The 20,214-nt window shown below is 67.6% G+C and carries 18 protein-coding genes; 7 read left to right on the top strand and 11 right to left on the bottom strand.

The window, feature by feature from the left end:
• Positions 1–98: 98 nt before the first annotated feature.
• The 3 genes from ACLARN_RS22770 to ACLARN_RS22760 all read right to left on the bottom strand — a co-directional run bounded on the left by ACLARN_RS22770 (position 99) and on the right by ACLARN_RS22760 (position 3,211).
• Positions 99–902 carry an ABC transporter permease gene (locus ACLARN_RS22770; RefSeq protein WP_409493461.1) on the bottom strand — a complete coding sequence of 268 codons (804 nt, stop codon included), beginning with the start codon at positions 900–902 and terminating at the stop codon, positions 99–101.
• Entirely contained in the window at positions 899–1,852 is a 954-nt protein-coding gene (locus tag ACLARN_RS22765; protein ID WP_409493460.1) for an ATP-binding cassette domain-containing protein, read from the bottom strand. Before ACLARN_RS22765 ends, ACLARN_RS22770 begins: the two co-directional genes overlap by 4 nt.
• Before the next feature lie 69 nt (positions 1,853–1,921).
• Positions 1,922–3,211 (bottom strand): acetyl-CoA C-acetyltransferase, encoded by a 1,290-nt coding sequence (locus ACLARN_RS22760; RefSeq protein WP_409493459.1) that lies wholly within the window; start codon positions 3,209–3,211, stop codon positions 1,922–1,924.
• Positions 3,212–3,303: 92 nt separating this feature from the next.
• On the opposite strand from ACLARN_RS22760, the gene ACLARN_RS22755 reads away from it, so the two are divergent.
• Both ACLARN_RS22755 and ACLARN_RS22750 read left to right on the top strand, forming a co-directional pair.
• Positions 3,304–4,638: a 3-oxoacyl-ACP reductase gene (locus tag ACLARN_RS22755; RefSeq protein ID WP_409493458.1), complete on the top strand. Its 1,335-nt coding sequence runs from the start codon at positions 3,304–3,306 to the stop codon at positions 4,636–4,638.
• Between the two features lie 2 nt (positions 4,639–4,640).
• Positions 4,641–5,486 carry a MaoC family dehydratase gene (locus ACLARN_RS22750; RefSeq protein ID WP_409493457.1) on the top strand — a complete coding sequence of 282 codons (846 nt, stop codon included), beginning with the start codon at positions 4,641–4,643 and terminating at the stop codon, positions 5,484–5,486.
• Here ACLARN_RS22750 and ACLARN_RS22745 read toward each other — a convergent pair.
• Positions 5,469–6,134, bottom strand: coding sequence for a TetR/AcrR family transcriptional regulator (locus ACLARN_RS22745; protein WP_409493456.1), 666 nt, complete (start codon positions 6,132–6,134; stop codon positions 5,469–5,471). The genes ACLARN_RS22750 and ACLARN_RS22745 overlap by 18 nt on opposite strands.
• A gap of 127 nt (positions 6,135–6,261) precedes the next feature.
• Here ACLARN_RS22745 and ACLARN_RS22740 point away from each other — a divergent pair, with 127 nt between their 5' ends.
• A complete protein-coding gene (locus ACLARN_RS22740) occupies positions 6,262–6,897 on the top strand; it encodes an SCP2 sterol-binding domain-containing protein (protein ID WP_409493455.1) in 636 nt (211 codons plus the stop codon).
• Between the two features lie 68 nt (positions 6,898–6,965).
• Positions 6,966–7,574: an SCP2 sterol-binding domain-containing protein gene (locus ACLARN_RS22735; protein ID WP_409493502.1), complete on the top strand. Its 609-nt coding sequence runs from the start codon at positions 6,966–6,968 to the stop codon at positions 7,572–7,574.
• Here the strand turns inward: ACLARN_RS22735 and ACLARN_RS22730 are convergent.
• Both ACLARN_RS22730 and ACLARN_RS22725 read right to left on the bottom strand, forming a co-directional pair.
• The gene (locus ACLARN_RS22730) at positions 7,571–9,307 is read right to left on the bottom strand and encodes an ATP-binding protein (protein WP_409493454.1); all 1,737 of its coding nucleotides are present in this window, start codon (positions 9,305–9,307) and stop codon (positions 7,571–7,573) included. The genes ACLARN_RS22735 and ACLARN_RS22730 overlap by 4 nt on opposite strands.
• Before the next feature lie 76 nt (positions 9,308–9,383).
• The gene (locus tag ACLARN_RS22725; RefSeq protein ID WP_409493453.1) at positions 9,384–9,866 is read right to left on the bottom strand and encodes an FxsA family protein; all 483 of its coding nucleotides are present in this window, start codon (positions 9,864–9,866) and stop codon (positions 9,384–9,386) included.
• 103 nt (positions 9,867–9,969) lie between these two features.
• Between ACLARN_RS22725 and ACLARN_RS22720 the strand changes: the two genes are divergently transcribed.
• On the top strand, positions 9,970–11,241 hold the full coding sequence (locus tag ACLARN_RS22720; protein WP_409493452.1) for a hypothetical protein: 1,272 nt from the start codon (positions 9,970–9,972) through the stop codon (positions 11,239–11,241).
• Here ACLARN_RS22720 and ACLARN_RS22715 read toward each other — a convergent pair.
• From ACLARN_RS22715 to pdhA, 5 genes are all read right to left on the bottom strand, one after another.
• The gene (locus ACLARN_RS22715) at positions 11,234–13,183 is read right to left on the bottom strand and encodes an ABC transporter ATP-binding protein (RefSeq protein WP_409493501.1); all 1,950 of its coding nucleotides are present in this window, start codon (positions 13,181–13,183) and stop codon (positions 11,234–11,236) included. The genes ACLARN_RS22720 and ACLARN_RS22715 overlap by 8 nt on opposite strands.
• 20 nt (positions 13,184–13,203) lie before the next feature.
• Positions 13,204–13,779 (bottom strand): TetR/AcrR family transcriptional regulator, encoded by a 576-nt coding sequence (locus ACLARN_RS22710; protein ID WP_409493500.1) that lies wholly within the window; start codon positions 13,777–13,779, stop codon positions 13,204–13,206.
• 148 nt (positions 13,780–13,927) lie between these two features.
• Positions 13,928–15,268, bottom strand: a complete 1,341-nt coding sequence (locus ACLARN_RS22705) for a dihydrolipoamide acetyltransferase family protein (protein WP_409493451.1) — start codon at positions 15,266–15,268, stop codon at positions 13,928–13,930.
• Positions 15,269–15,284: 16 nt separating this feature from the next.
• The gene (locus ACLARN_RS22700) at positions 15,285–16,277 is read right to left on the bottom strand and encodes an alpha-ketoacid dehydrogenase subunit beta (protein WP_409493450.1); all 993 of its coding nucleotides are present in this window, start codon (positions 16,275–16,277) and stop codon (positions 15,285–15,287) included.
• A gap of 1 nt (position 16,278) precedes the next feature.
• The gene (gene pdhA, locus ACLARN_RS22695; RefSeq protein WP_076156571.1) at positions 16,279–17,484 is read right to left on the bottom strand and encodes a pyruvate dehydrogenase (acetyl-transferring) E1 component subunit alpha; all 1,206 of its coding nucleotides are present in this window, start codon (positions 17,482–17,484) and stop codon (positions 16,279–16,281) included.
• 373 nt (positions 17,485–17,857) lie between these two features.
• Between pdhA and ACLARN_RS22690 the strand changes: the two genes are divergently transcribed.
• Both ACLARN_RS22690 and ACLARN_RS22685 read left to right on the top strand, forming a co-directional pair.
• The gene (locus tag ACLARN_RS22690) at positions 17,858–19,270 is read left to right on the top strand and encodes a M20/M25/M40 family metallo-hydrolase (protein WP_409493449.1); all 1,413 of its coding nucleotides are present in this window, start codon (positions 17,858–17,860) and stop codon (positions 19,268–19,270) included.
• 69 nt (positions 19,271–19,339) lie between these two features.
• Positions 19,340–20,197, top strand: coding sequence for an alpha/beta fold hydrolase (locus ACLARN_RS22685; RefSeq protein WP_409493448.1), 858 nt, complete (start codon positions 19,340–19,342; stop codon positions 20,195–20,197).
• Positions 20,198–20,214: the final 17 nt, after the last annotated feature.

Raw genomic sequence — 20,214 nt, 5'->3', positions numbered from 1 at the left:
CGCTGCTCCTCCGTGTCTTGGCGGGGCTTGTTGTACCCCGCCTTCACCAGCGCGTCGAGCGGCTCGACGGCGGTTCGACATTTTGCACAGAAAAATTCTCAGCGGCTCGCGACCTTCTTGTACTGGGCCGTCGCCAGCGGCGCGAAGATCGCGATGATGGCGATGCAGCACAGGATCGCGTACAGCGACGCGTTCTCGGCGGGCCAGCCCGTCGGTGCCACGCCGAAGCGGTTTCCGAACAGGTCACGCGCCGAGTTGATCACCGCGGTGAACGGGTTCCAGTCGGCGATCGCCTTCAGCACCCCCGGCAGCTTGTCCGCCGGGACGAACGCCGTCGAGATGAAGCTCAGCGGGAACATCCACATCAGCCCGGCGCTCTGCGCGACCTCGACGCTGCGCGCGACGAGCCCGATCCACGCGCCGACCCAGGACAGCGCCCAGGCGAACATCAGCATCACCAGGTAACCGAGCACCGCGTCGAGGAAGCTGCCGCGGATCCGCCAGCCGACCAGCAGCCCGCACAGTGACATGACGATCAGCGCGACCACACTGATCACCAGGTCCGACGTCGTCCGGCCGAAGATCACCGCGAGCCGGGAGATCGGCAGCGAACGGAACCTGTCGATGATGCCCTTCTGCAGGTCGTTCGCGAACCCGATCACGGTGAACGCCGAGTTGAACGCGACCGTCTGCGCGAAGATGCCGGCGATCAGGAACTCGCGGTAGGCGAGCCCGCCCGCCTCCCCGCCGATCGCGTCACCGAAGACGTACGCGAACAGCAGCACGAACATGATCGGCTGCAGCGTCGCCGCCATCAGCCAGTCCGGGTTGCGCTGGACGTTCTTCAGGTTCCGCCAGGTGATCACACCACCGTCGGAAAAGGCCTTCGCGACCGTGCTCACTTCTTGTCCCCCTCGTCCGTGGCGTGCCCTGTCAGCGAGAGGAACACGTCGTCGAGCGTCGGCCGGTGCAGCGCGACGTCCTGGATGGCGACGCCGTGGCCGTCCAGCCGCCGCAGCGCCTCGATCAGCGCCTTCGGCCCGCCCTCGACCAGGACGTCGACCTTCCGGGTGTGCTCGTCGACCGACGGGGTCCCCGAGCCGACCTCGGTCAGCACCTGTGTGGTCATGGCGAGGTCGCTCGTGTTCGCGACGACCAGTTCCAGCCGTTCGCCGCCGATCTCCTGTTTGAGTTCGTCGGCCGTGCCGCGCGCGATGACCTTCCCCTTGTCGATCACCACGATCGAGTCGGCGAGCTGGTCGGCCTCCTCCAGGTACTGCGTGGTCAGCAGGACCGTGGTGCCGTCGGCGACCAGTTCCTTGATGACCTCCCAGGTGTCGATCCGGCCGCGCGGGTCGAGCCCGGTGGTCGGTTCGTCGAGGATCACCACGGTCGGCTCGGCGACCAGCGCCCCCGCGAGGTCGAGCCGTCGCCGCATCCCGCCGGAGTACGTCTTGGCGGGGCGGTCCGCCGCGTCCTCCAGCCGGAACCGCGCCAGCAGCTCACGCGCCCTGGACTTCGCCGCGGCCTTCTTGCTCCCGTACAGCCTGCCGACCATGTACAGGTTCTCGAACCCGGTGAGGTTCTCGTCCACGGCGGCGTACTGCCCGGACAACCCGATCGACCGCCGGACGGCGTCGGGCTGGGCCAGCACGTCATGCCCGGCCACCTCCGCTTCGCCCGAATCCGGGCGAAGCAGCGTGGTCAGGATGCGGACCGTCGTCGTCTTTCCGGCGCCGTTCGGCCCCAGCAGGCCCAGCACCTTGCCCGTCGGGATCGACAGATCGACCCCGTCGAGTGCCTTGGTGGACCCGTAGGTTTTGACCAGCGCTTTCGCCTGAACTGCGAACATGCGGACAAACTAGACCCCGGCACCGACAAAGGCACCGGGGTTTTCCCGGATCCGCTCCAGGCGAACGGATTACTTCTCGAGGATCGCGGTGACGCCCTGGCCGCCCGCCGCGCAGATCGAGATGAGCCCGCGGCCGGATCCCTTCTCGTTCAACAGTTTCGCGAGGGTGGCGACGATACGGCCGCCGGTCGCGGCGAACGGGTGCCCGGCCGCCAGCGACGAGCCGTTGACGTTCAGCTTCGCCCGATCGATGGAGCCGAGCGGCTCGTCGAGGCCCAGCTTCTCCTTGGCGAACGCCGGGTCCTCCCACGCCTTGAGGGTGGCGAGCACCTGCGAGGCGAAGGCCTCGTGGATCTCGTAGAAGTCGAAGTCCTGCAAGGTGACTCCGGCGCGCTCGAGCATCCTCGGGACGGCGTACGCGGGCGCCATCAGCAGGCCTTCGTCACCGTGGACGTAGTCGACGGCGGCTGTCTGCGAGAACGTCAGGTACGCCAGCACCGGCAGCTTCCTGGCCTTCGCCCACTGCTCGGTCGCGAGCAGGACCGTCGACGCGCCGTCGGACAGCGGCGTCGAGTTGCCCGCGGTCATCGTGCCGTCGGAGCCGCCGAACGCGGGCTTCAGTTTCGCGAGCTTCTCGACGCTGGAGTCCGGGCGCAGGTTCTGGTCACGGGCGAGCTTGAGGAACGGCGTCACCAGGTCGTCGAAGAAGCCCTTGTCGTAGGCGGCGCCGAGACGCTGGTGGCTGGTGGCGGCGAGTTCGTCCTGCGCCTCACGCGTGATCTCCCAGACCTTCGCGGTCAGCGCGGCGTGCTCGCCCATGGACAGGCCCGTGCGCGGCTCGGAGTTGCGCGGGATCTCGGGGACGATGTGGCCGGGACGCAGTTTCGCGGCGAGCTTGAGCCGTTCGGGAAGCGTCTTCGCGGCGTTGAGCTGCACGAGGATCTGGCGCAGGTCGTCGTTGACCGCCAGCGGCGCGTCGGACGTGGTGTCGACGCCGCCCGCGATGGCCGAGTCGATCTGGCCGAGGGCGATCTTGTTGGCGACGTTGACGATCGCCTGGAGGCCGGTGCCGCAGGCCATCTGCACGTCGGACGCCGGGGTGGCGGGGTTCAGCTTGCTGCCGAGGACGCTCTCGCGGGCGAGGTTGAAATCGCGGGCGTGCTTGAGCACCGCGCCGGCGGCGACCTCGCCGATCACCTCGTCCTGCAGGGAGAAGCGGCTGACCAGGCCGTCGAGGGCAGCCGTGAACATGTCCTGGTTCGACGCTTTCGAGTACGGACCGTTCGAGCGGGCGAAGGGGATCCGGTTGCCGCCGATGATCGCGACCTTGCGCACGGGTGCCGTCCTTTTCGTGGCCATTTTTTCCACTCCTCCGTAGGCTCTCTCACACTGTAACCTACTAGCGAGTAGGTTAGAATGCGACGTGATGCAAACGGCACGGGAGGCACGTAATGGCTGACAGGTACCAGCAGTTCACGAAATCCCCGGTGGGGAAGTTCGTGGTGCCGAAGCTCGGCCTGCCGAACCCCGCGACGCTTCGCCGGTACAAGCCCGGCCAACCCGCCCTCGAGGGTCCCGCACTTCTCGGCGCCGCGCCGGGCGGTCGCCTCGAAAAGGTGATCGAGGCGCAGCTGCACCGCGCGGGCATCGACGTCATCTCGACGGCGGCCGACAAGCACGCCGCGCTCGTCTTCGACGCGACAGGCGTGAAGGACCCGAAGCAGCTTCGCGAGGTCTACTCCTTCTTCCACCCCGTGATCCGCAGCGTCGGTTCGTCGGGCCGCGTCGTCGTCCTCGGAACGCCGCCGGAGCTGGCCGAAGGCCACGAACGGATCGCCCAGCGCGCGCTCGAAGGCTTCGTGCGCTCCGTCGGTAAGGAACTGAAGCGCGGCGCGACCGCTCAGCTCGTGTACGTCGCCGAAGGGGCCGAAGAGGCCACCGAGTCGACGCTCCGATTCCTGCTGTCGTCGAAGTCCGCCTTCGTCGACGCCCAGGTCATCCGCGTCGGCACCGAGACCAAGACCGCATCGGCCCCGGCAGACTGGGCGAAGCCCCTGGACGGCAAGGTCGCCCTGGTCACCGGTGCTTCCCGCGGCATCGGCGCCGCCATCGCGGAGGTGCTGGGCCGCGACGGCGCCCACGTCGTCGCGCTCGACATCCCCGCGCAGGGCGCGGACCTGTCCAAGGTGGCCAACAAGGTCGGCGGTTCGTCGCTGCAGCTGGACATCACCGCCGCCGACGCGCCGGAGAAGCTGGCCGAGTACCTGACCAGCCGGCACGGCGGCGTCGACATCGTCGTGCACAACGCCGGCATCACGCGCGACAAGACGCTCGGCAACATGACCGAAGGCGGCTGGGACTCGGTCATCGCGGTCAACCTCGCGTCGCAGCTCGCGGTGAACGAGAAGCTGCTGTCCGGCAAGGTGCTGCACGAGAACGGGCGCATCGTCGGCGTCTCCTCGATCGCCGGGATCGCGGGTAACGTCGGCCAGACCAACTACGCCACCAGCAAGGCGGGCGTCATCGGCATGGTGAACGTCGGCGCGCCGAAGCTCGCGGAGTACGGCGGCACGATCAACGCCGTCGCGCCGGGCTTCATCGAGACCAAGATGACCGCCGCGGTGCCGTTGTTCATCCGCGAGGCCGGGCGGCGGCTGTCCAGCCTCGGCCAGGGCGGGCTCCCGGTCGACGTCGCCGAGACGATCGCCTGGTACGCGAACCCGGCTTCGGCCGCGGTCAACGGCAACGTGGTCCGCGTCTGCGGCCAGGCACTGCTGGGGGCGTGATCATGGCGGTCAAGGAACTTCGCGAGTCGCCGAGCCTGTCTTCGTTGTACCCCAAGGCGTTGCTCGGTTCGCTGCGCAAGAGCGGCGGGAACACGCTGCCGGGGACCGAGTTCGCCCGCGAGGGTGTCGTCGTCGATCCGGCGCATCTCGCCGCGTACAACCAGGTGTGCGGCTTCCGACTGAGTGACGTCCTGCCGGCGACGTATCCGCACATCCTGGCGTTCCCGTTGCAGATGGCGCTGATGACCGAACCCGACTTCCCGTTCCCGCTGCTGGGCATGGTGCACGTCGGCAACCGGATCACCCAGCACCGCCCACTGCGGCTCGACGAGTCGTTCACCCTGCGCGTGCGCGCCGAAGATCTGCGCCCGCACGAGAAGGGCAAGCAGTTCGACGTGATCAGCGAACTGCTCGTCGGTGACAGTCCTGTGTGGACGGACGTCAGCACGTACCTGCGCCGTGGCGGCGGCAGCGGCGAGAAGACCACGCGCGGCCAGCTCTCGCAGCCGTCACCCAACGCGATCTGGCACGTGCCCGGCGACATCGGCCGCCGCTACGCCGAGGTCTCCGGCGACCGCAACCCGATCCACCTGCACCCGATCACCGCGAAGGCGTTCGGGTTCCCGGCCGCGATCGCGCACGGCATGTGGACGAAGGCGCACGCGCTGGCGGCGTTCGAAGGCAGGCTTCCGGAGGCGTTCACCGTCGACGTCAAGTTCAAGCAGCCGGTGCTCTTGCCCGCCAAGGCGGCTTTCACCACGTGGAATGAAGGCGACGGCTGGGCCTTCGAACTCTGGAACGCGCGCAAGCCGAAGCCGCACCTGGAGGGCTCAGTCGTGGCTCTCTGACGGCTTCCAGACATCGCCCTCGACGAGGTCGTTGAACCCGAGCCAGACGAGGTTCATCAGCCACGAGGCGAGCACGCCGTCGGACACATCGGGGTGGTCGAGCGCCCAGTCGGCCAGCGACTCGGCCGCCCCGACCAGCGCGGCGGACAGCCCTGCGCCGGAGAACTCGGCCTGCTCGCCGAGACCCTTGCGGGTGCCGGCGGAGACGACCAGCGCGGCGACCAGTTCGATCGCGCGGGTGCGCATGTCGGTGATCTCCGCGGCGAAGGCGCCGCCGACCGTCATGGCCTGGCGGTGCAGCACCGTCCAGGACTCGCGGTAGTCGGCGACGAACCGGTAAAACGCGCGAAGCCCATGCCAAAGCTGCATGTCGGGCGGCAGATCGGGCTTGATCCCGTCCTGCACCGCCTCGAGCAGACGCGTGGCCTCGCGGCGGATGCACGCGCCGAAAAGGTCTTCCTTGGACCCGAGGTAGGTGTAGATCATCGGCTTGGAAACGCCGGCGACCTCGGAGATCTCGTCCATCGACGCGGAGTGATAGCCGTAGCGCGAGAACACCGAGACCGCTGCGTCCAGGATCTGGCGTTCCCGCACCGCTCTCGGCAGCCTTTTGGCGCGTTCGGCGGGACGCGGTACTTCCTCGGACACTCAGGACCTCCCCTTAGTTCGCGTAAGACGCTACCGGGCCACCTCCGGCAAGGGTGATTTCGGCACGCTTGCCCGGCTACCTACTGGCGGGTAGCCTTACGTCTTGGTAGGCGGAGCTGGAGGGAAGATGACCGAGATCGTGGGGCTGACCGGCCGCGCGCTGGTCGACGCGCTGGACCGGATCGAGCCGGATTCGGCCGAGGCGCACTCTCTCGACGTCAACGAGGTCGCGGGCGCCATCGACCCGAAGGACCTCGGCAAGGACGATGTCCGGCGGCTGCTGGCCGCGCTCGGGCGGCTCGCGGAGTCCGCCCCCGCGTTCGACCTCCGCAAGGTCGACCCTGCCCGGTTCGCGAACCTCGTCGCCCGCGCCTCGCGCACGCAACTGGAGAGCGTCGTCGCCGAGCGGTCGCTCCGCGAACGTGTGCTGCGGGAGATCTTCGATCGTATGGGTGCACACATCCGGCAGGACCGGGCGAAGACCCTGCACGCCGTCGTCCACTGGCGGCTTTCCGGCGGCGTCGGCGACGGCGGGTACGACCGCTACGAGACGGTGATCTCGCACGGTGAGTGCACGGTGAGCCGGAACATGAAGGAGAAGCCGAGGGTGACGATCACGATCGCGCCCGTCGATTTCTTCCGGCTCATCACCCATCAGGCGACCCCCGCTGTGCTATTCGTCACGGGAAAGATCAAAGTAAAAGGTGACCTGGCCTTCGCGGCGGGCCTGATCGGTTTCTTCGACCTTCCGAAACCGTCCTGAACCCGGCCGAGCAGATACACTTCCGTGCCGTGCCCCGAAATTCTCCGAACCGGCGCTGGCGGGACAAGGTGCGCCTTTCCCGCCCGTTACGGCTGCACAAGACGCGCACCGGCGGCGAGCACGTCGTCAACGCCTTCGCGGAGAAGCTCGAGCTCGCCAAACTGAGCCCCGAGCAGTTCGTTCAGGTGCTGGAAACCCTGCACATGCTGGGCGAAACCGGTGCGGGCATCGAGTTGAGCTCCCTGGAGACCGAGGTGCTCGTCGACATCGTGCAGCGGGCGTCACGGGAGCAGCTCAAGGCGATCTCCGATCACCCGGAACTGCGTTCGGCGTTCCTCGACGAGATTTTCCGCAGAATGTCGGACCATTTCGCCCCCGAACGCGCACGACATGTCGAGTTCGTCGTCGCATGGCGTTTTACCGACGGTGACGGAGAAGACGGTTTCGATCGTTTTCAAACGGTCATCGAAGACGGTGTCTGCGTTTCCAGCACCGATCTCGCACGCACTCCGGACACCACCATCACGCTGTCCGTGGACGACTTCATCCGGATGGCCACCGGCAACGCGGCCGTGGCGGCGATGTTCGTGACCGGCAAGGTGAAGGTGAAGGGCGAATACGCGCCGGCCGTCCGGTTCAGCGGCTATTTCGACATTCCGAAGCCGAGCGGCACCTAGCTCTCGTCGAGAGTTCGCTGAGGTGTGCGGCGGTAGCGGACATTGGGACTGCGAAGGTTCTTCTCCGTCGACTCGATCAGTCCCTGCCGGAGCAGGACGCTGAGCCATCGGGACACCGTCCGGTCGGGCAGTCCGGTCTCCTCGACCAAGTCGGCCCGGGTCGCCTTTCTTTCGCCAAGCGCGAGAAGGATCTCTTCGCGGCGATCGGCGCGGCGCCGTTCCTGCACCGCGCCATCAGCGGGTACAGGAACAACGTCGTCGGCGAGGGTGTACTGCGCGTACCGCCGCTCGCCCGCCGGAACCAGCAGCCCACGGGCGACCAGGTCGCCGAGCTCTTCGGTCGCGATGCGCGAGTCGAGATCGTTCGCGTTGCGGTAAGCCTGATTGTTGAGAGTCTCGCCGTGGAACAACATCGCGAGGCCGTGGCACTGGCTGTCGGTCAGTCCATGCTCGCGAAGGGACGCGATCCACTGGACCGCACCGTCTCCCATCAGCGTGTGATTGGGGAAGGTCGCCTTGAAGGTGGAGATGTCGTCGGAGAATCGCGGTGGACTCAGCTTGGCGTCCCGCATCGCCGCGAGCATGGCGGGGATTCCGGACCCGCGGTTTTCACAGATCGGGCGATCCGATCCCGGTAGCGGCGTATCTTCCAAGATCTTCAACAAGGTCGCGTTGCGAGCTGAAGAAGTGCCTTCCACGCCGAGGTTCTCTTCGCGAACCGATCCGTAGAGGCCGCCGGGATTGCGGATGACCAGCCGGTCGGGATACATCTCGATCTGCACTTGAGTCCCCTGCGAAGGACCCGAGTAGTCGCGATGCACCAGCGCGTTGACCACTGCTTCGCGCAAGGCCGTTTCGGGGTACTCCCAGCTTTCGGCCCGTCCTGCGCCGCGAATCGTTGATCGGCGCTTCATGTTGCGTCGGAGAGCGGTGAGAGCTTCGTCGACGATCGCGGGAATAGGCCCCTCGGCCGCGACATTGTCGATGAACCTCGTACCGCTTCGCGGGTCAGGTCCCGATTTGGTCGGATAGTGGACGATCGTCAACATGACCTGCGGAAAGAACTCCTGCGGGTACTCGCCCAAAGCCAAAAGACCGGCCAAGGACAGTTCTTCGCCGATGAGCACCTTCGCCCTGCGCAGTGCTGCGGTGGTGTCCAGGTTCGCGAACGCTCTCCCGCGATGGCGGCGAAGGCGATTCAGGAAGGTTTCGGTGAGCGAGTCATCGAGGTTCGCGACCGAGGTTCCGGGAACCGGTTGTTCGTCGTCTCGCGGCTGGCCGCGGTTCGCCACCAACAGCTGGACTTCATAGGGGCTCAGCTTTCGGTCACCATCGGCGACCCGGATGTAGCTTCCCTGCGTCATGCCTGTCCCGCGGTTGTATGCGGGCTTGCTGCCGGGCGGCAGTTCAGGGATCTCGGCGACGACCAGGTCCGCATCCTCGAACCGGTGCGTTCCGATCAGCGGCCGGAGGGGTGGCTCCAGGTTCTCGGAACACATCGCGGCCAGGTCGGCCTCCAGCTTCGCCGGATCTTGAACGCCGGTCGCCTCGAAGCCGTGGGTCTCGTCGAGGCCGAAGATCAGGATGCCCCCGCTGGTGTTGGCAAAGGCCGAAAGCGTCTCTCGGACACTCTTGGGCAGCTTCGTCTCCGCGCGCTTGGCCTCGACGAACGCATGATCACCGCCGAGTGCACGGAGGTTCGAGATGAGTTCGATGAGTTCGTCGTGGAGCATGCCGCCGTCCTAGCTTCGCCACTAGCTTCGCCACTAGCAGTGTAGTGGCGAAGCTAGTGGCGAAGCTGGGTGGCACCTAGCCTTCGACGACGCGGCCCTCGATCACCGGCGGCTGCTTCTTGGCGGCCTCGGCGGGCGGCGTGTCCATCACGACCTCGCTGTCCACCACCATCACCGGCCCGCGGGCGTGGTTGGCGTACTTGACCGCCCGGCGCTGCATCCGCTTCTGCCAGACCTTGCGCGCGACACTCCGCGTCGGCGGCAGGATGAACAGCAGGCCGATGACGTCGCTGACGAAACCGGGCAGCAGGATCAGCAGACCGCCGAGGGCGATCAGCATCCCGTCGGTGAGTTCCTTCTCCGCGTCGGCCGGTCGGCCGAGGCGCGCGGACTCGGCGAACGCCCGGAAGGCGCGCCCGCCTTCGCGGCGCGCGAGCCAGGATCCGATGAACGCACCGGCGAAGAGCAGGGCGATCGTGCCGAGCACGCCAACGGCCGAGCCCACCGCCCACACGGCGGCGATCTCGGCGACGACATAGAGCAGGAACGCGACAGCCATACTTGGACAACGTACGGCTTGCCCGTTTTGCTCCCAACCCCCGATACGGTGGTCGATCGTGTGGACCTGGTTGGGTCAGGGTGACCCTCGGATACTCGCCGGGATGACCGCGTCGGCCTTGCTGGTGCTGGTCGTCCTCGGCCGGATCCGGCGTTACGGCACGAGTATTTCGTGGCGACGGCGAGCCGACGCTGACTGGTGGCAGCGGCAGCCGATCGTCGGAGCGGTGCTCCGGTGGGTCGCGGTGGCCGCGCTCGTCGCGGCCGGGACGGCGGCCGGGCTGCTCTGGCTGTTCGGTTTCCCGAGCATGCCCGGCGCCGGGGCCTTCAACGCCACGCAGGTGCTCGACTTGCTGAAGATCGCGCTCACCGTCGTCGCCGGGCTGGGCGGCGTCGTGTTGCTGGCGGTGAACCTGCGCAAACAACGGGTCACCGAGTCCGAGCACCTGCTGGCGCAGGCGAAGGACGAGCGCGAACAGGCGCAAAGCTTCAACGAGCGGTTCGGCACCGCGGCCGAGCAGCTCGCGCACGAGAACGCGACGGTCCGCTTGGCCGGTCTCTACGCGATGGCGGGGCTGGCGGACGACTGGGTCGAGAATCGCCAGATCTGTGTCGACGTGCTCTGCGGCTACCTCCGGCTGCCGCAGCAAGACGACGAGTCCGAGCGAAAGGTGCGGGAGTCACTGCTCCGGGTGCTCGTCGAACGGCTGGACGCCGGCTGGCGGGGTTCCGGCCTCGATCTCGACCTGACCGGGGTCCGCTTCACCGATCCCGCGGTGATGGAACTGGCCGCGTCCGGGTCGATCAGATTCGATCGTGCGATCTTCGCGGAGGCCGAATTCGCGCTGGGCCCGAGGATGGCGGACTCGGTGAGCTACGAGGGAGCCGAATTCCGCGGTCCGGTGACCCGGTTCGAAAGTTCGGCGACGTTCGTCGGTTCGGAATTCTCCGGCCGCCTCTTGTTCGGTGAGTTCACCGATTGGCGAGGCGGCTTCACCTTCTTGAAATGCCGGTTCGTCGCCGTCGAGTTCGCGATCGTGGGGTGGAGCCTGCACGACCGGATCCGGTTCGACAACTGCGATTTCGTCGACTGCACCTTCGACTTCGGCGTCTTGGACAGGCCGCTCGAGCCGGGGCGGGAGTTCGTGGTCGCCGACTCCCGGATCTCCGGCGGTGCGATCGATTTGCGAGGCAGAGGCGAGTACGGGCTGGTGCTCTCGCTGCGCCGGAGCAAGGTCGAGGGCGTGACTTTCGCCCTCGACCCCGATCCGATCGAAGGTCAGATGAAGGTGGTCGGCCTGACCGAGGTCGAAGTCGCGAACACCTCGCTCCCCGACCTCTACACGCGCGTCTGGTCGGCCGACACCGTCAGCTGACGGCCTCGTCGAGATAGGCGGCGGCCTGCAAGGTGAACAGGTCGGCATAGCCGGCCTTCGCCGCCATCAGCTCGTCGTGCGTGCCGTATTCGGCGACCTTTCCGCGCTCCAGCAACAGAATCCGCTCCGCCTGCCGGACCGTGGAGAACCGGTGCGAGATGTACAGCGTCGTACGTCCCTCCGAAAGCTCCCTCAGGCGCGAGAAGAGGTCGTGTTCCGCCTGGGCGTCCAGCGCGGACGTCGGTTCGTCGAGGATCAGGATCGGCGCCTCCCGCAGGAACGCCCTGGCCAGCGCGATCTTCTGCCATTCGCCGCCGGAAAGGCTGATGCCCTGGTCGAACCAGCGGCCGAGCGGGCTGTCGTACCCGCTGGGCAGGCGCTCGATCCGCTCATCGGCCCCGGCCCGTTTGGCCGACTCCTCGATGCGCTCGCGGTCGACGAGGTGCGTCAGATCGCCGAGCCCGATGTTCTCGGACGCGGTGCCCTGGTAGGTCACGTAGTCCTGGAACATCGCGCTGATCCGCTTCCGCAGCTCCACCGGGTCGTACTCGCGGATGTCGACACCGTCGAGCAGGATCCGGCCGCTCGTCGGGTCGTACAGCCGGCACAGCAGCTTGAACAGCGTCGACTTCCCGGCGCCGTTGCGGCCGACGACGGCGACCGTTTCTCCCGGCCGGATCTCGAAGCTCACGCCGTCGAGCGCCGGTTCGGGCGCCCCGGGATAGCTGAAGGACACTTCGTCGAACTCGATGTGTCCATCCACGGTGGGCGGGAGGGGTCGCGGCTCCGGCGGCGCGAGGATCTCCGGTTCGGTGCCGAGGAACCGGTACAGCGTGTCGAGGTAGAGATTGTTCTCGTACATCCCGGAAAACGCGGTGAACAGGCCTTGGACCGACGTCTGCACCGACGCCGCGGCGGCCGTGTACAGCGCGAGATCGCCGAGGGTGAGCCTGCCGCCGACGGCCTCCAGCGCGATGTACAGCGCGATCGCGGATCCGGCGGCGGTGCTCAGCAGGCCCCATGACGTCGAACTGACACTGCGCTTGCGGGTCAGTGTCCGCTGGCGGTCGTAGGAGACCTGGCCGAGCCGCTGGAACCGGTCGACGAAGTACGGGCCGAGACCGAAGAGCTTGGTCTCCTTGGCATACGTGTCCGTGGTGACCAAAGAGGACAGATAGTCCATGCGCCGTTTCAGCGGGGACATCATCAGCGTCAGCCAGAACGCGCGGGCGCCGTACTTCGACTGCGAGATGAACGCGGGGATCGGCGCCACGAGCGCGACGAGCGCCAGCAGTGGGCTGATCGAGACGAGCAGCGCGATCATGCTGCCGAAGGTGATCGTCGTCCGGATCAGGCCCAGTGCCGAGTTCATCATCGACAACGGCCGGGTCGGCGCCTCCTGCGCGGCCTGGCGCAGCATGTCGTAGGACGCGGAACCCTCGAAGTACGACAGATGCAGCTTGCTCGCGTGGTCCATCACCTGGTGGCGGATGGTCAGCGTCATCCGTTCCTGCAGCAGGGTCTGGCCATAGGTGGTCAGTGCCTGCGAGAGCGCGGTGAGCACGAGGACACCGAACTGGAACAGCGCGACGCCGACGATCGCGCTCTTGGTCCCGTGCCCCTGGATCGCCGCGACCACCGAATCGATCAACAGCTTCGCGATGTACGCGGTCGCCGTGGGCAGCAGCCCGGAAAGCAGCGTCACCGCGGTGATCGTGATGGTCAGGAACGGGCTCGCCTGCCAGGTCAGTTTCGCGACCTTCGGCAGGCCGCGGACCGTGCCCGAGACGTTGACCCACATGCGGTCGAGCCGGGACTTCAGGTCTTTCGGGCCGGTTTCGGGTTCGGGCTCCGGGATTTCGACCGGACCGGTCAGCCCGCTGTCGGGCACCGTCGACGGCGGGCGACGGCGCCTGCCGCCGCGCGCCATGAACAGTTCCAGTCCCCCACCGGGCGGGCCGATCACTCGGCCCCCAAGGCGCCGTTGAGGAACACGTCGACCAGTTCCATCGTGGTGGGTTCGTCGCCGGTCTCGCTGAACCGGATCCGGCCGCTGAACAGCAGCGACAGGAAGAGGGCCGCGGATTGTGCCGCGGGCAGGCGGAGCCGGTCCTTCTCCGGTTCGAACAGCTCGACCAGTCCGTCGCGCATCGCGTTCATCGACTCCTTCCGGCGGTCCCCTCGCCCGTCGGAGCCGTGGCGGTGCTCGGGTCGCCTGCCGGCGCCGTGCATGGCGGCCATCAACGCGCCCATCCGCTGGAGGTGCGCGCTGAGCGCGTCGGCCGCTTCGATGAGCCTCTCGTCGAGGGGTTGTTCGAGGTCGATGACCGCGATCGCGTCGAGTACCTGGTCGGGCTTCAGTGCTTCGGCGAAGCAGGTGGCGAAAAGTTCGTCCTTGTCCTTGAACACGCGGAAGACGGTGCCCTCGCCGATACCGGCGGCGCGGGCGATCTGGGCCGACGTGACGCCGGCGCCGTGCTCCACCAGCAGGGGCAGCACGGACTGGACGATCATCCGGCGCCTCTCGTCAGCGCTCATCCCCGGCGCTCTCCGCCGTGAGGTGGTTTCTGTCATGCTTCCAGTGTGCGGAGTGAGCGCTCACTCCGTCAAGCGATTAAGGCTCAAGCGCGTGAAGGCCCCCTTCCCTCGGCTCAGCCGAGGGAAGGGGGCCTTCACGCGCGAAACGTCAGTAGGTGATCGCGACCGCGGGGTCGGCCAGCAGCGCGCCGACGTCAGCCAGGAACTCCGAGCCCTGCTGCCCGTCGACCACACGGTGATCGAAGCTCAGCGAAAGCTGCATGACCTTGCGTACCTTGAGCTCACCGTCGACCACCCACGGGGTGTCCTTGATCGCGCCGAGCGCGAGGATGGCGGACTCGCCGGGGTTGATGATCGGGGTACCGGTGTCGATGCCGAAGACGCCGATGTTGCTGATCGTGAAGGTGCCGTGGAGCATCGCCGCCGGGGTGGTCTTGCCCTGACGGGCGACATCGGTCAGCTCGGAGATCGCGGCCGCGAGGTCCTTCAGTGAGAGGGAATCCGCGTCGCGGACCTTGGGCACGACGAGCCCGCGCGGGGTGGCCGCGGCGATCCCGAGGTGCACGTAGTCCTTGTAGACGATCTCCTGTGCCGCTTCGTCCCACACCGCGTTGACGTCCGGAGTGCGCTTGGCCGCCAGGCAGACGGCCTTCGCCGCGAAGGTCAGCGGGGTGACCTTGACCCCGGCGAACTCACGCGACTTCTTGAGCTTCTCCCGGAATTCCATCATCGGCGTGACGTCGATGGTGAGGAACTCCGTGACGTGCGGGGCGGTGAAGGCGCTCTGCACCATCGCGGCCGCGGTGGCCTTGCGGACACCCTTGATCGGCACCCGGCGTTCGCGGGTCGCCGGGTCGTAGCCACTGTCCACAGTGGATGCCACGGCGGCCGGTGCGGCGGAACCGTTGGCGGCGGCGTGCACGTCGTCACGGGTGATGACACCGCCGTCGGCGGTGCCGGTGAGCGCGTGCAGGTCGACGCCGAGGTCCTTGGCGAGCTTGCGCACCGGCGGCTTCGCCAGCGGCACGTACCCGCCCTTCGGCTTCGAAGGGGCGGGCATCGGGGCGACGGCCACAGCGGCGGGAGCAGGGGCAGGCGCGGCGGGTGCCGCGCCCTTCCGTGCCCGGCGCTGTGTGACGACGGCCTTGGAGCCGTAGCCGACCAGCGGCTTCATCTCCTCCTCGGCGGGTTCCTCTTCCTTCGCGGCAGCGGGTGCCGGGGCGGAAGGGGCCGCCTTGCCGCCGGGGTCGACGTCGATGGTGAGGATCGGCGCGCCGACCTCCACCGTCTGACCCGGCTCGACGAGCAGTTCGGTGACCACGCCCGCCCACGGGATGGGCAGTTCGACGGCGGCCTTCGCGGTCTCGACCTCGACCACGATCTGGTTCACCGTCACGGTGTCACCCGGCTTGACCTGCCAGGCGATGATGTCGGCCTCGGTCAGCCCCTCGGCCGTGTCGGCGAGAGGAAAGTGTTTGTACTCGGGCATTTCAGGAACTTCCCCCTTACCAGGCGAGTGAGCGGTCGACGGTGTGCAGGACCCGGTCCAGATCGGGGAGGTAGTGCTCCTCGAGTTTGGCGGGCGGGTACGGCGTGTCGAATCCGGTCACCCGCAGCACGGGGGCCTCGAGCGAGTAGAAGCATTCCTGCTGCACGCGCGCGGCGATTTCCGAGGTCAGCGACGATTCCGACGGCGCCTCGCTCAGTGCGATGAGCCGTCCGGTCTTGCGCACCGACTCGAACACCGGCTCCAGGTCGAGCGGGGACAGCGTCCGCAGGTCGATGACCTCCAGGGACTTGCCCTCGTCCGCGGCGGCGGTGGCCGCGTCGAGCGCGACCTTCACCGACGGGCCGTACGCGACGACCGTCACCTGGGTGCCTTCACGGACGACACGGGACTTGAACAGCTGGTCCGGTGTGGCCTCGACGTCGACTTCGGACTTCATCGCGCCCGAGTGGTACAGCTTCTTCGGTTCGAAGAACAGGATCGGGTCGTCGGACTTGATCGCCTGCTGGATGCCCCAGTAGGCGTCGACGGCGTTCGAAACCGACACGACCTTGAGGCCGGGGATGTGCGCGAACAGCGATTCCGGCGACTCCGAGTGGTGCTCGACCGCGCCGATACCGCCGCCGAACGGCACCCGGATCACGATGGGCATCTTGATCTTGCCCTGTGTCCGGTAGTGCAGCTTCGCGACCTGGCTGGAGATCTGGTCGAAGCCGGGGAAGATGAAGCCTTCGAACTGGATCTCGCACACCGGGCGGAAACCGCGGACGGCCAGGCCGACCGCGGTGCCGATAATGCCCGATTCGGCCAGCGGCGTGTCCAGCACGCGCTGCTCGCCGAAGTCCTTCTGGAGGCCGTCGGTGATGCGGAAGACGCCGCCGAGCTTGCCGACGTCCTCACCCATGATCAGGACCTTCGGGTCCTCTTCCATGGCACGCCGGAGGCCGAGGTTGATCGCCTTGCCGATGGTGAGTTTCTGGAGGTCGCTCATTTCAGTGCTCACCCGCCTCGACGAAACCGTCCAGGTAGGACAGGAACTCTTCGCGCTGCGCGTCCAGCAGTGGCGTGGACTCCGCGTAGACGTTGGAGAAGATCCGCTCGGGAGGCGGTTCGGGCATGTTGAAGCAGTAGTCGCGCAGCTCGGCCGCGAAGGCGTCCGAATCGGCCTGCACCTGGTCGAAAAACGCCTGGTCGGCGCCGCCACCGCGGGCGAGGTACGCCCGGACGCGCTCGATCGGGTCCTTCAGCTTCCACTCCTCCAGCTCGTCGGAGAGCCGGTAGCGGGTGGGGTCGTCGGTGGTGGTGTGCGCGTCCATCCGGTAGGTGAACGCCTCGATCAGCACCGGGCCGTTGCCGTGACGGCACTCCTCCAACGCCCAGCGGGAAACCGCGAGGCAGGCGAGGACGTCGTTGCCGTCCACGCGGATGCCGGGGAAGCCGTAACCGCGGGCGCGCTGGTACAGCGGCAGGCGCGACTGGCGTTCGGTGGGCTCCGAGATCGCCCACTGGTTGTTCTGGCAGAAGAACACGAGCGGCGCGTCGTAGACGGCGGCCCAGACGAAGCCTTCGTGCACGTCGCCCTGCGAAGTCGCTCCGTCACCGAAGTAACAGATGGTGGCTTCGCCGTCGTCGTCGCCGACCTTGCCTTCGAACTTCTGGCCCATCGCGTAACCGGCGGCGTTGAGCACCTGGTTACCGATCACGATGGTGTACGGGTGGAAGCCGTGGCCCTGGTAGTCCCAGCCGCTGTGGTCGGTGCAGCGGAAGATGCCGAGCACCTCTTTGAGGTCGACGCCGCGGGTGTACGCGACACCGTGCTCGCGGTAGCTGGGGAACGCCATGTCCCCCTTCCGCAGCGCGCGGCCGGAGCCGATCTGCGCGGCCTCCTGCCCGAGCAGCGGGACCCAGATACCGAGCTGGCCCTGGCGCTGCATCGCGTTGGCCTCGCGGTCCGCGCGGCGGACCAGGACCATGTCGCGGTACAGGCCCTTGAGGGCTTCGGTGTCGATGTCGTCGACGTAGCGGTCGAATCGCGGCGAGGGGACCCGTTCGCCTTCGGGGGTGAGCAGCTGAGTCAGCTCAGCGCCACCTTCACTCGTTGCTCGCAAACCGGCGATCACCTGTTCGGGGGAAGGTTGCGCCGATACGGCGGCGGGACCATCTCCAGGTTCCGGGTGCGTCCAGTGTTCGGACGGCATGAGCTGCTCTCCTTGGTGTCGGCGCCTCTGGCGGCCACTTGTGGCGGCCACAGTGACTGCGCCGGCGGGGACCAGCACATCGGATCTGAAGCGCTGGGTCACCATCGGCGTTGACGGTTCGTGCGCACATCCTGGCATGCCGGAAGCCGTTTTGGTCAGTGGCGGATGCTGATTTGTTGCTGAGAAAGGGTGCCTGATCAGGGAAAATGCTAGGACGCCCGAGTGTGGGGCCGCCGAAAGTAGGGGTTTCACCCGCGCGCTGACCAGGCGGCGATGAGCCCGGATGGGGGTATCGTCCGCCTTGAGCGATGACGATCCGTGCCCGCCGCTGTGACCCACAACACCCTCGCGAACCCGTGGCAGGATGGCGGACGTGGAGCAGAAATCCGTACGCGAAACCGTGGTTTCGAACTGGGCGCACGACGTCCTTCCCAGCTTGTCCGGCCTGGTGGCGATCCCGGCGTTGTCACCGGCCTTCGACTCCGAGTGGGCGAAGAGCGGGCATCTCGCCGCCGCCGTCGAGCATGTCCGATCCTGGATCGCCGCCCGGGAGATCCCCGGCGCGACGCTCGAGGTCGTGGAACTCGAAGGCCGCAGCCCGCTGCTGGTCGTCGACATCCCGGCGACGTCCGAAGCGGCTGACAAGGGCACCGTGCTGATGTACGGGCACCTCGACAAGCAGCCCCCGGTCGGCGGCTGGTCCGAGGGGCTCGACCCGTGGACGCCGGTGATCCGCGACGGGCGGCTGTACGGTCGCGGCGCGGTCGACGACGGCTACTCCGGCTACGCGGCGACGACGGCGATCGAGGCCGTACGTGCCGCCGGAGGTGAGCACTCCCGCGCCGTCGTGCTGCTCGAGACCGGTGAGGAGTCCGGCAGCCCGGACCTCCCGGCCTATCTCGAGCACCTGAAGGAGCGGCTCGGCACGGTGTCGGTGGTCGTCTGCCTCGACGCGGGCGGCATGGACTACGAGCGACTGTGGCTGACCACCAGCCTGCGCGGGATGCTGCACGTCAACGTCACCGTCCGCGTGCTCGAATCGGCGCAGCACTCCGGCATGGCCAGCGGCATCGTGGCGAGCTCGTTCCGCGTGCTGCGGGCCCTGATCGACCGGATCGAGAACGTCGAGACCGGCGAGATCAAGCTCGCCGAACTGAGCGTCGAGATCCCGGAGAACCGCGTCGACGAGGCTCGCGGTGTCGTCGAGATCGCGCCCGGCGCGGCGAAGACGCTGTTCCCGGTGGTCGGTCGCCCGGTGTCCGACGACGACCTCGAACTGCTGCTCAACAACTCGTGGCGGCCGACGCTTTCGGTGATCGGCGCGGAGGGCTTCCCGCTCCCGGCCGACGCGGGCAACGTGCTGCGCGACAGCACCACGCTCACGCTGAGCTTCCGGCTGCCGCCGACCGCCGACGCGCAGGCCGCGATGGAGGCCGTCCGGCGCGTGCTCACCACCGACGTTCCTTACGACGCTTCGGTCGAGCTGAGTGAATTCCAAGCCGAGAACGGCTGGAACGCGCCCGCCACCGCGCCGTGGCTCGACGAAGCCCTGCACCGCGTGAGCGGCGAAGTCTTCGGCGCGCCGCACAAGAGCTACGGCATGGGCGGGTCGATCCCGTTCATGGGGCTGCTCGGCGAGAAGTACCCGGAGGCGCAGTTCGTGGTCACCGGCGCCTGCGGGCCGGACTCGAACATCCACGTGCCGGACGAGTGGCTGAACATCGACTTCGCGCAGCGGGTCACCGAAGCGGTCGCGCACATCCTGGACGCGCACGCCCGGAGCTAGCCATTGTTATGAACGGTCCGTTCATAACAAAATCTGTTATGAACGGACCGTTCATAACACGGGAGGATCATGTTCGAGGGCTTCAAGCTCGAAAACGTCGACGTCGGCGAAGCGACCCTCAGGGTCCGCCACGGTGGGTCAGGACCGCCTCTCGTCCTCCTGCACGGCCATCCGCGCACCCACACCACCTGGTACGACGTGGCGCCTCGGCTCTCGGACGCCTTCACCGTCGTCTGCCCGGATCTCCCCGGCTATGGCCAGTCCTCGAAACCCGAGACCACCGAAGACCACTCCGCGCATTCGAAGCGCGCCATGGCGAACGCCATCGTCGCGCTCATGAGCCATCTCGGCCACGAACGGTTCGCCGTCGCCGGTCATGATCGCGGCAGTTACGTCGCGCACCGGCTGGCGATGGATCACCCCGAGAACGTCACGAAGCTGGTCATCCTGGATGGCGTCCCGATCGGCGAAGCGCTCGCCCGCGCCGACGCGAACTTCGCGCGTAAATGGTGGCACTGGTTCTTCTTCGGCCAGCTCGCGAAACCCGCTGAGCGCGTCATCAACGCGGATCCGGACGCCTGGTACGGCGGCGATCCCGAAGCGATGGGCGCCGAGAACCACGCCGACTTCCTGCGCGCGATCCACGATCCCGAGACCGTCCACGCGATGCTCGAGGACTACCGCGCGGGCTTGGGGCCCGACCGCGATGCCGACGACGCCGACAAGGCAGCCGGGCGGAAGCTCGCCTGTCCCCTGCTCATGCTGTGGTCCAGCCGCGACGACATGGCCGACCTGTACGGCGATCCGATCGCCGTCTGGCGCGAATGGGCGGAGGACGTCCGCGGCTTCGCCATCGAGTCCGGGCACCACATGGCCGAGGAGAACCCGGCCGACCTCGCCGCGGCGCTACGGGAGTTCCTGGCCTAGTCGGAGCTGAAGGACGC

The organism is Amycolatopsis sp. cmx-11-12 (assembly GCF_046269425.1).
Taxonomy (GTDB): domain Bacteria; phylum Actinomycetota; class Actinomycetes; order Mycobacteriales; family Pseudonocardiaceae; genus Amycolatopsis.
The sequence above is the reverse complement of the archived record's forward strand: the minus strand, read 5'-3'. Positions and strand labels throughout refer to the sequence as shown.

Excerpts from the sequence above, each read along its gene's own strand:
- ACLARN_RS22725 (WP_409493453.1), bottom strand. The coding sequence starts at position 9,866 with ATGGCTGTCGCGTTCCTGCTCTATGTCGTCGCCGAGATCGCCGCCGTG.
- ACLARN_RS22765 (WP_409493460.1), bottom strand. The coding sequence starts at position 1,852 with ATGTTCGCAGTTCAGGCGAAAGCGCTGGTCAAAACCTACGGGTCCACC.
- ACLARN_RS22730 (WP_409493454.1), bottom strand. The coding sequence starts at position 9,307 with ATGCTCCACGACGAACTCATCGAACTCATCTCGAACCTCCGTGCACTC.
- ACLARN_RS22700 (WP_409493450.1), bottom strand. The coding sequence starts at position 16,277 with ATGAGCGACCTCCAGAAACTCACCATCGGCAAGGCGATCAACCTCGGC.
- ACLARN_RS22750 (WP_409493457.1), top strand. The coding sequence starts at position 4,641 with ATGGCGGTCAAGGAACTTCGCGAGTCGCCGAGCCTGTCTTCGTTGTAC.
- ACLARN_RS22685 (WP_409493448.1), top strand. The coding sequence starts at position 19,340 with ATGTTCGAGGGCTTCAAGCTCGAAAACGTCGACGTCGGCGAAGCGACC.
- ACLARN_RS22710 (WP_409493500.1), bottom strand. The coding sequence starts at position 13,779 with ATGAGCGCTGACGAGAGGCGCCGGATGATCGTCCAGTCCGTGCTGCCC.
- ACLARN_RS22755 (WP_409493458.1), top strand. The coding sequence starts at position 3,304 with ATGGCTGACAGGTACCAGCAGTTCACGAAATCCCCGGTGGGGAAGTTC.
- pdhA (WP_076156571.1), bottom strand. The coding sequence starts at position 17,484 with ATGCCGTCCGAACACTGGACGCACCCGGAACCTGGAGATGGTCCCGCC.
- ACLARN_RS22760 (WP_409493459.1), bottom strand. The coding sequence starts at position 3,211 with ATGGCCACGAAAAGGACGGCACCCGTGCGCAAGGTCGCGATCATCGGC.
- ACLARN_RS22705 (WP_409493451.1), bottom strand. The coding sequence starts at position 15,268 with ATGCCCGAGTACAAACACTTTCCTCTCGCCGACACGGCCGAGGGGCTG.
- ACLARN_RS22720 (WP_409493452.1), top strand. The coding sequence starts at position 9,970 with ATGACCGCGTCGGCCTTGCTGGTGCTGGTCGTCCTCGGCCGGATCCGG.
- ACLARN_RS22740 (WP_409493455.1), top strand. The coding sequence starts at position 6,262 with ATGACCGAGATCGTGGGGCTGACCGGCCGCGCGCTGGTCGACGCGCTG.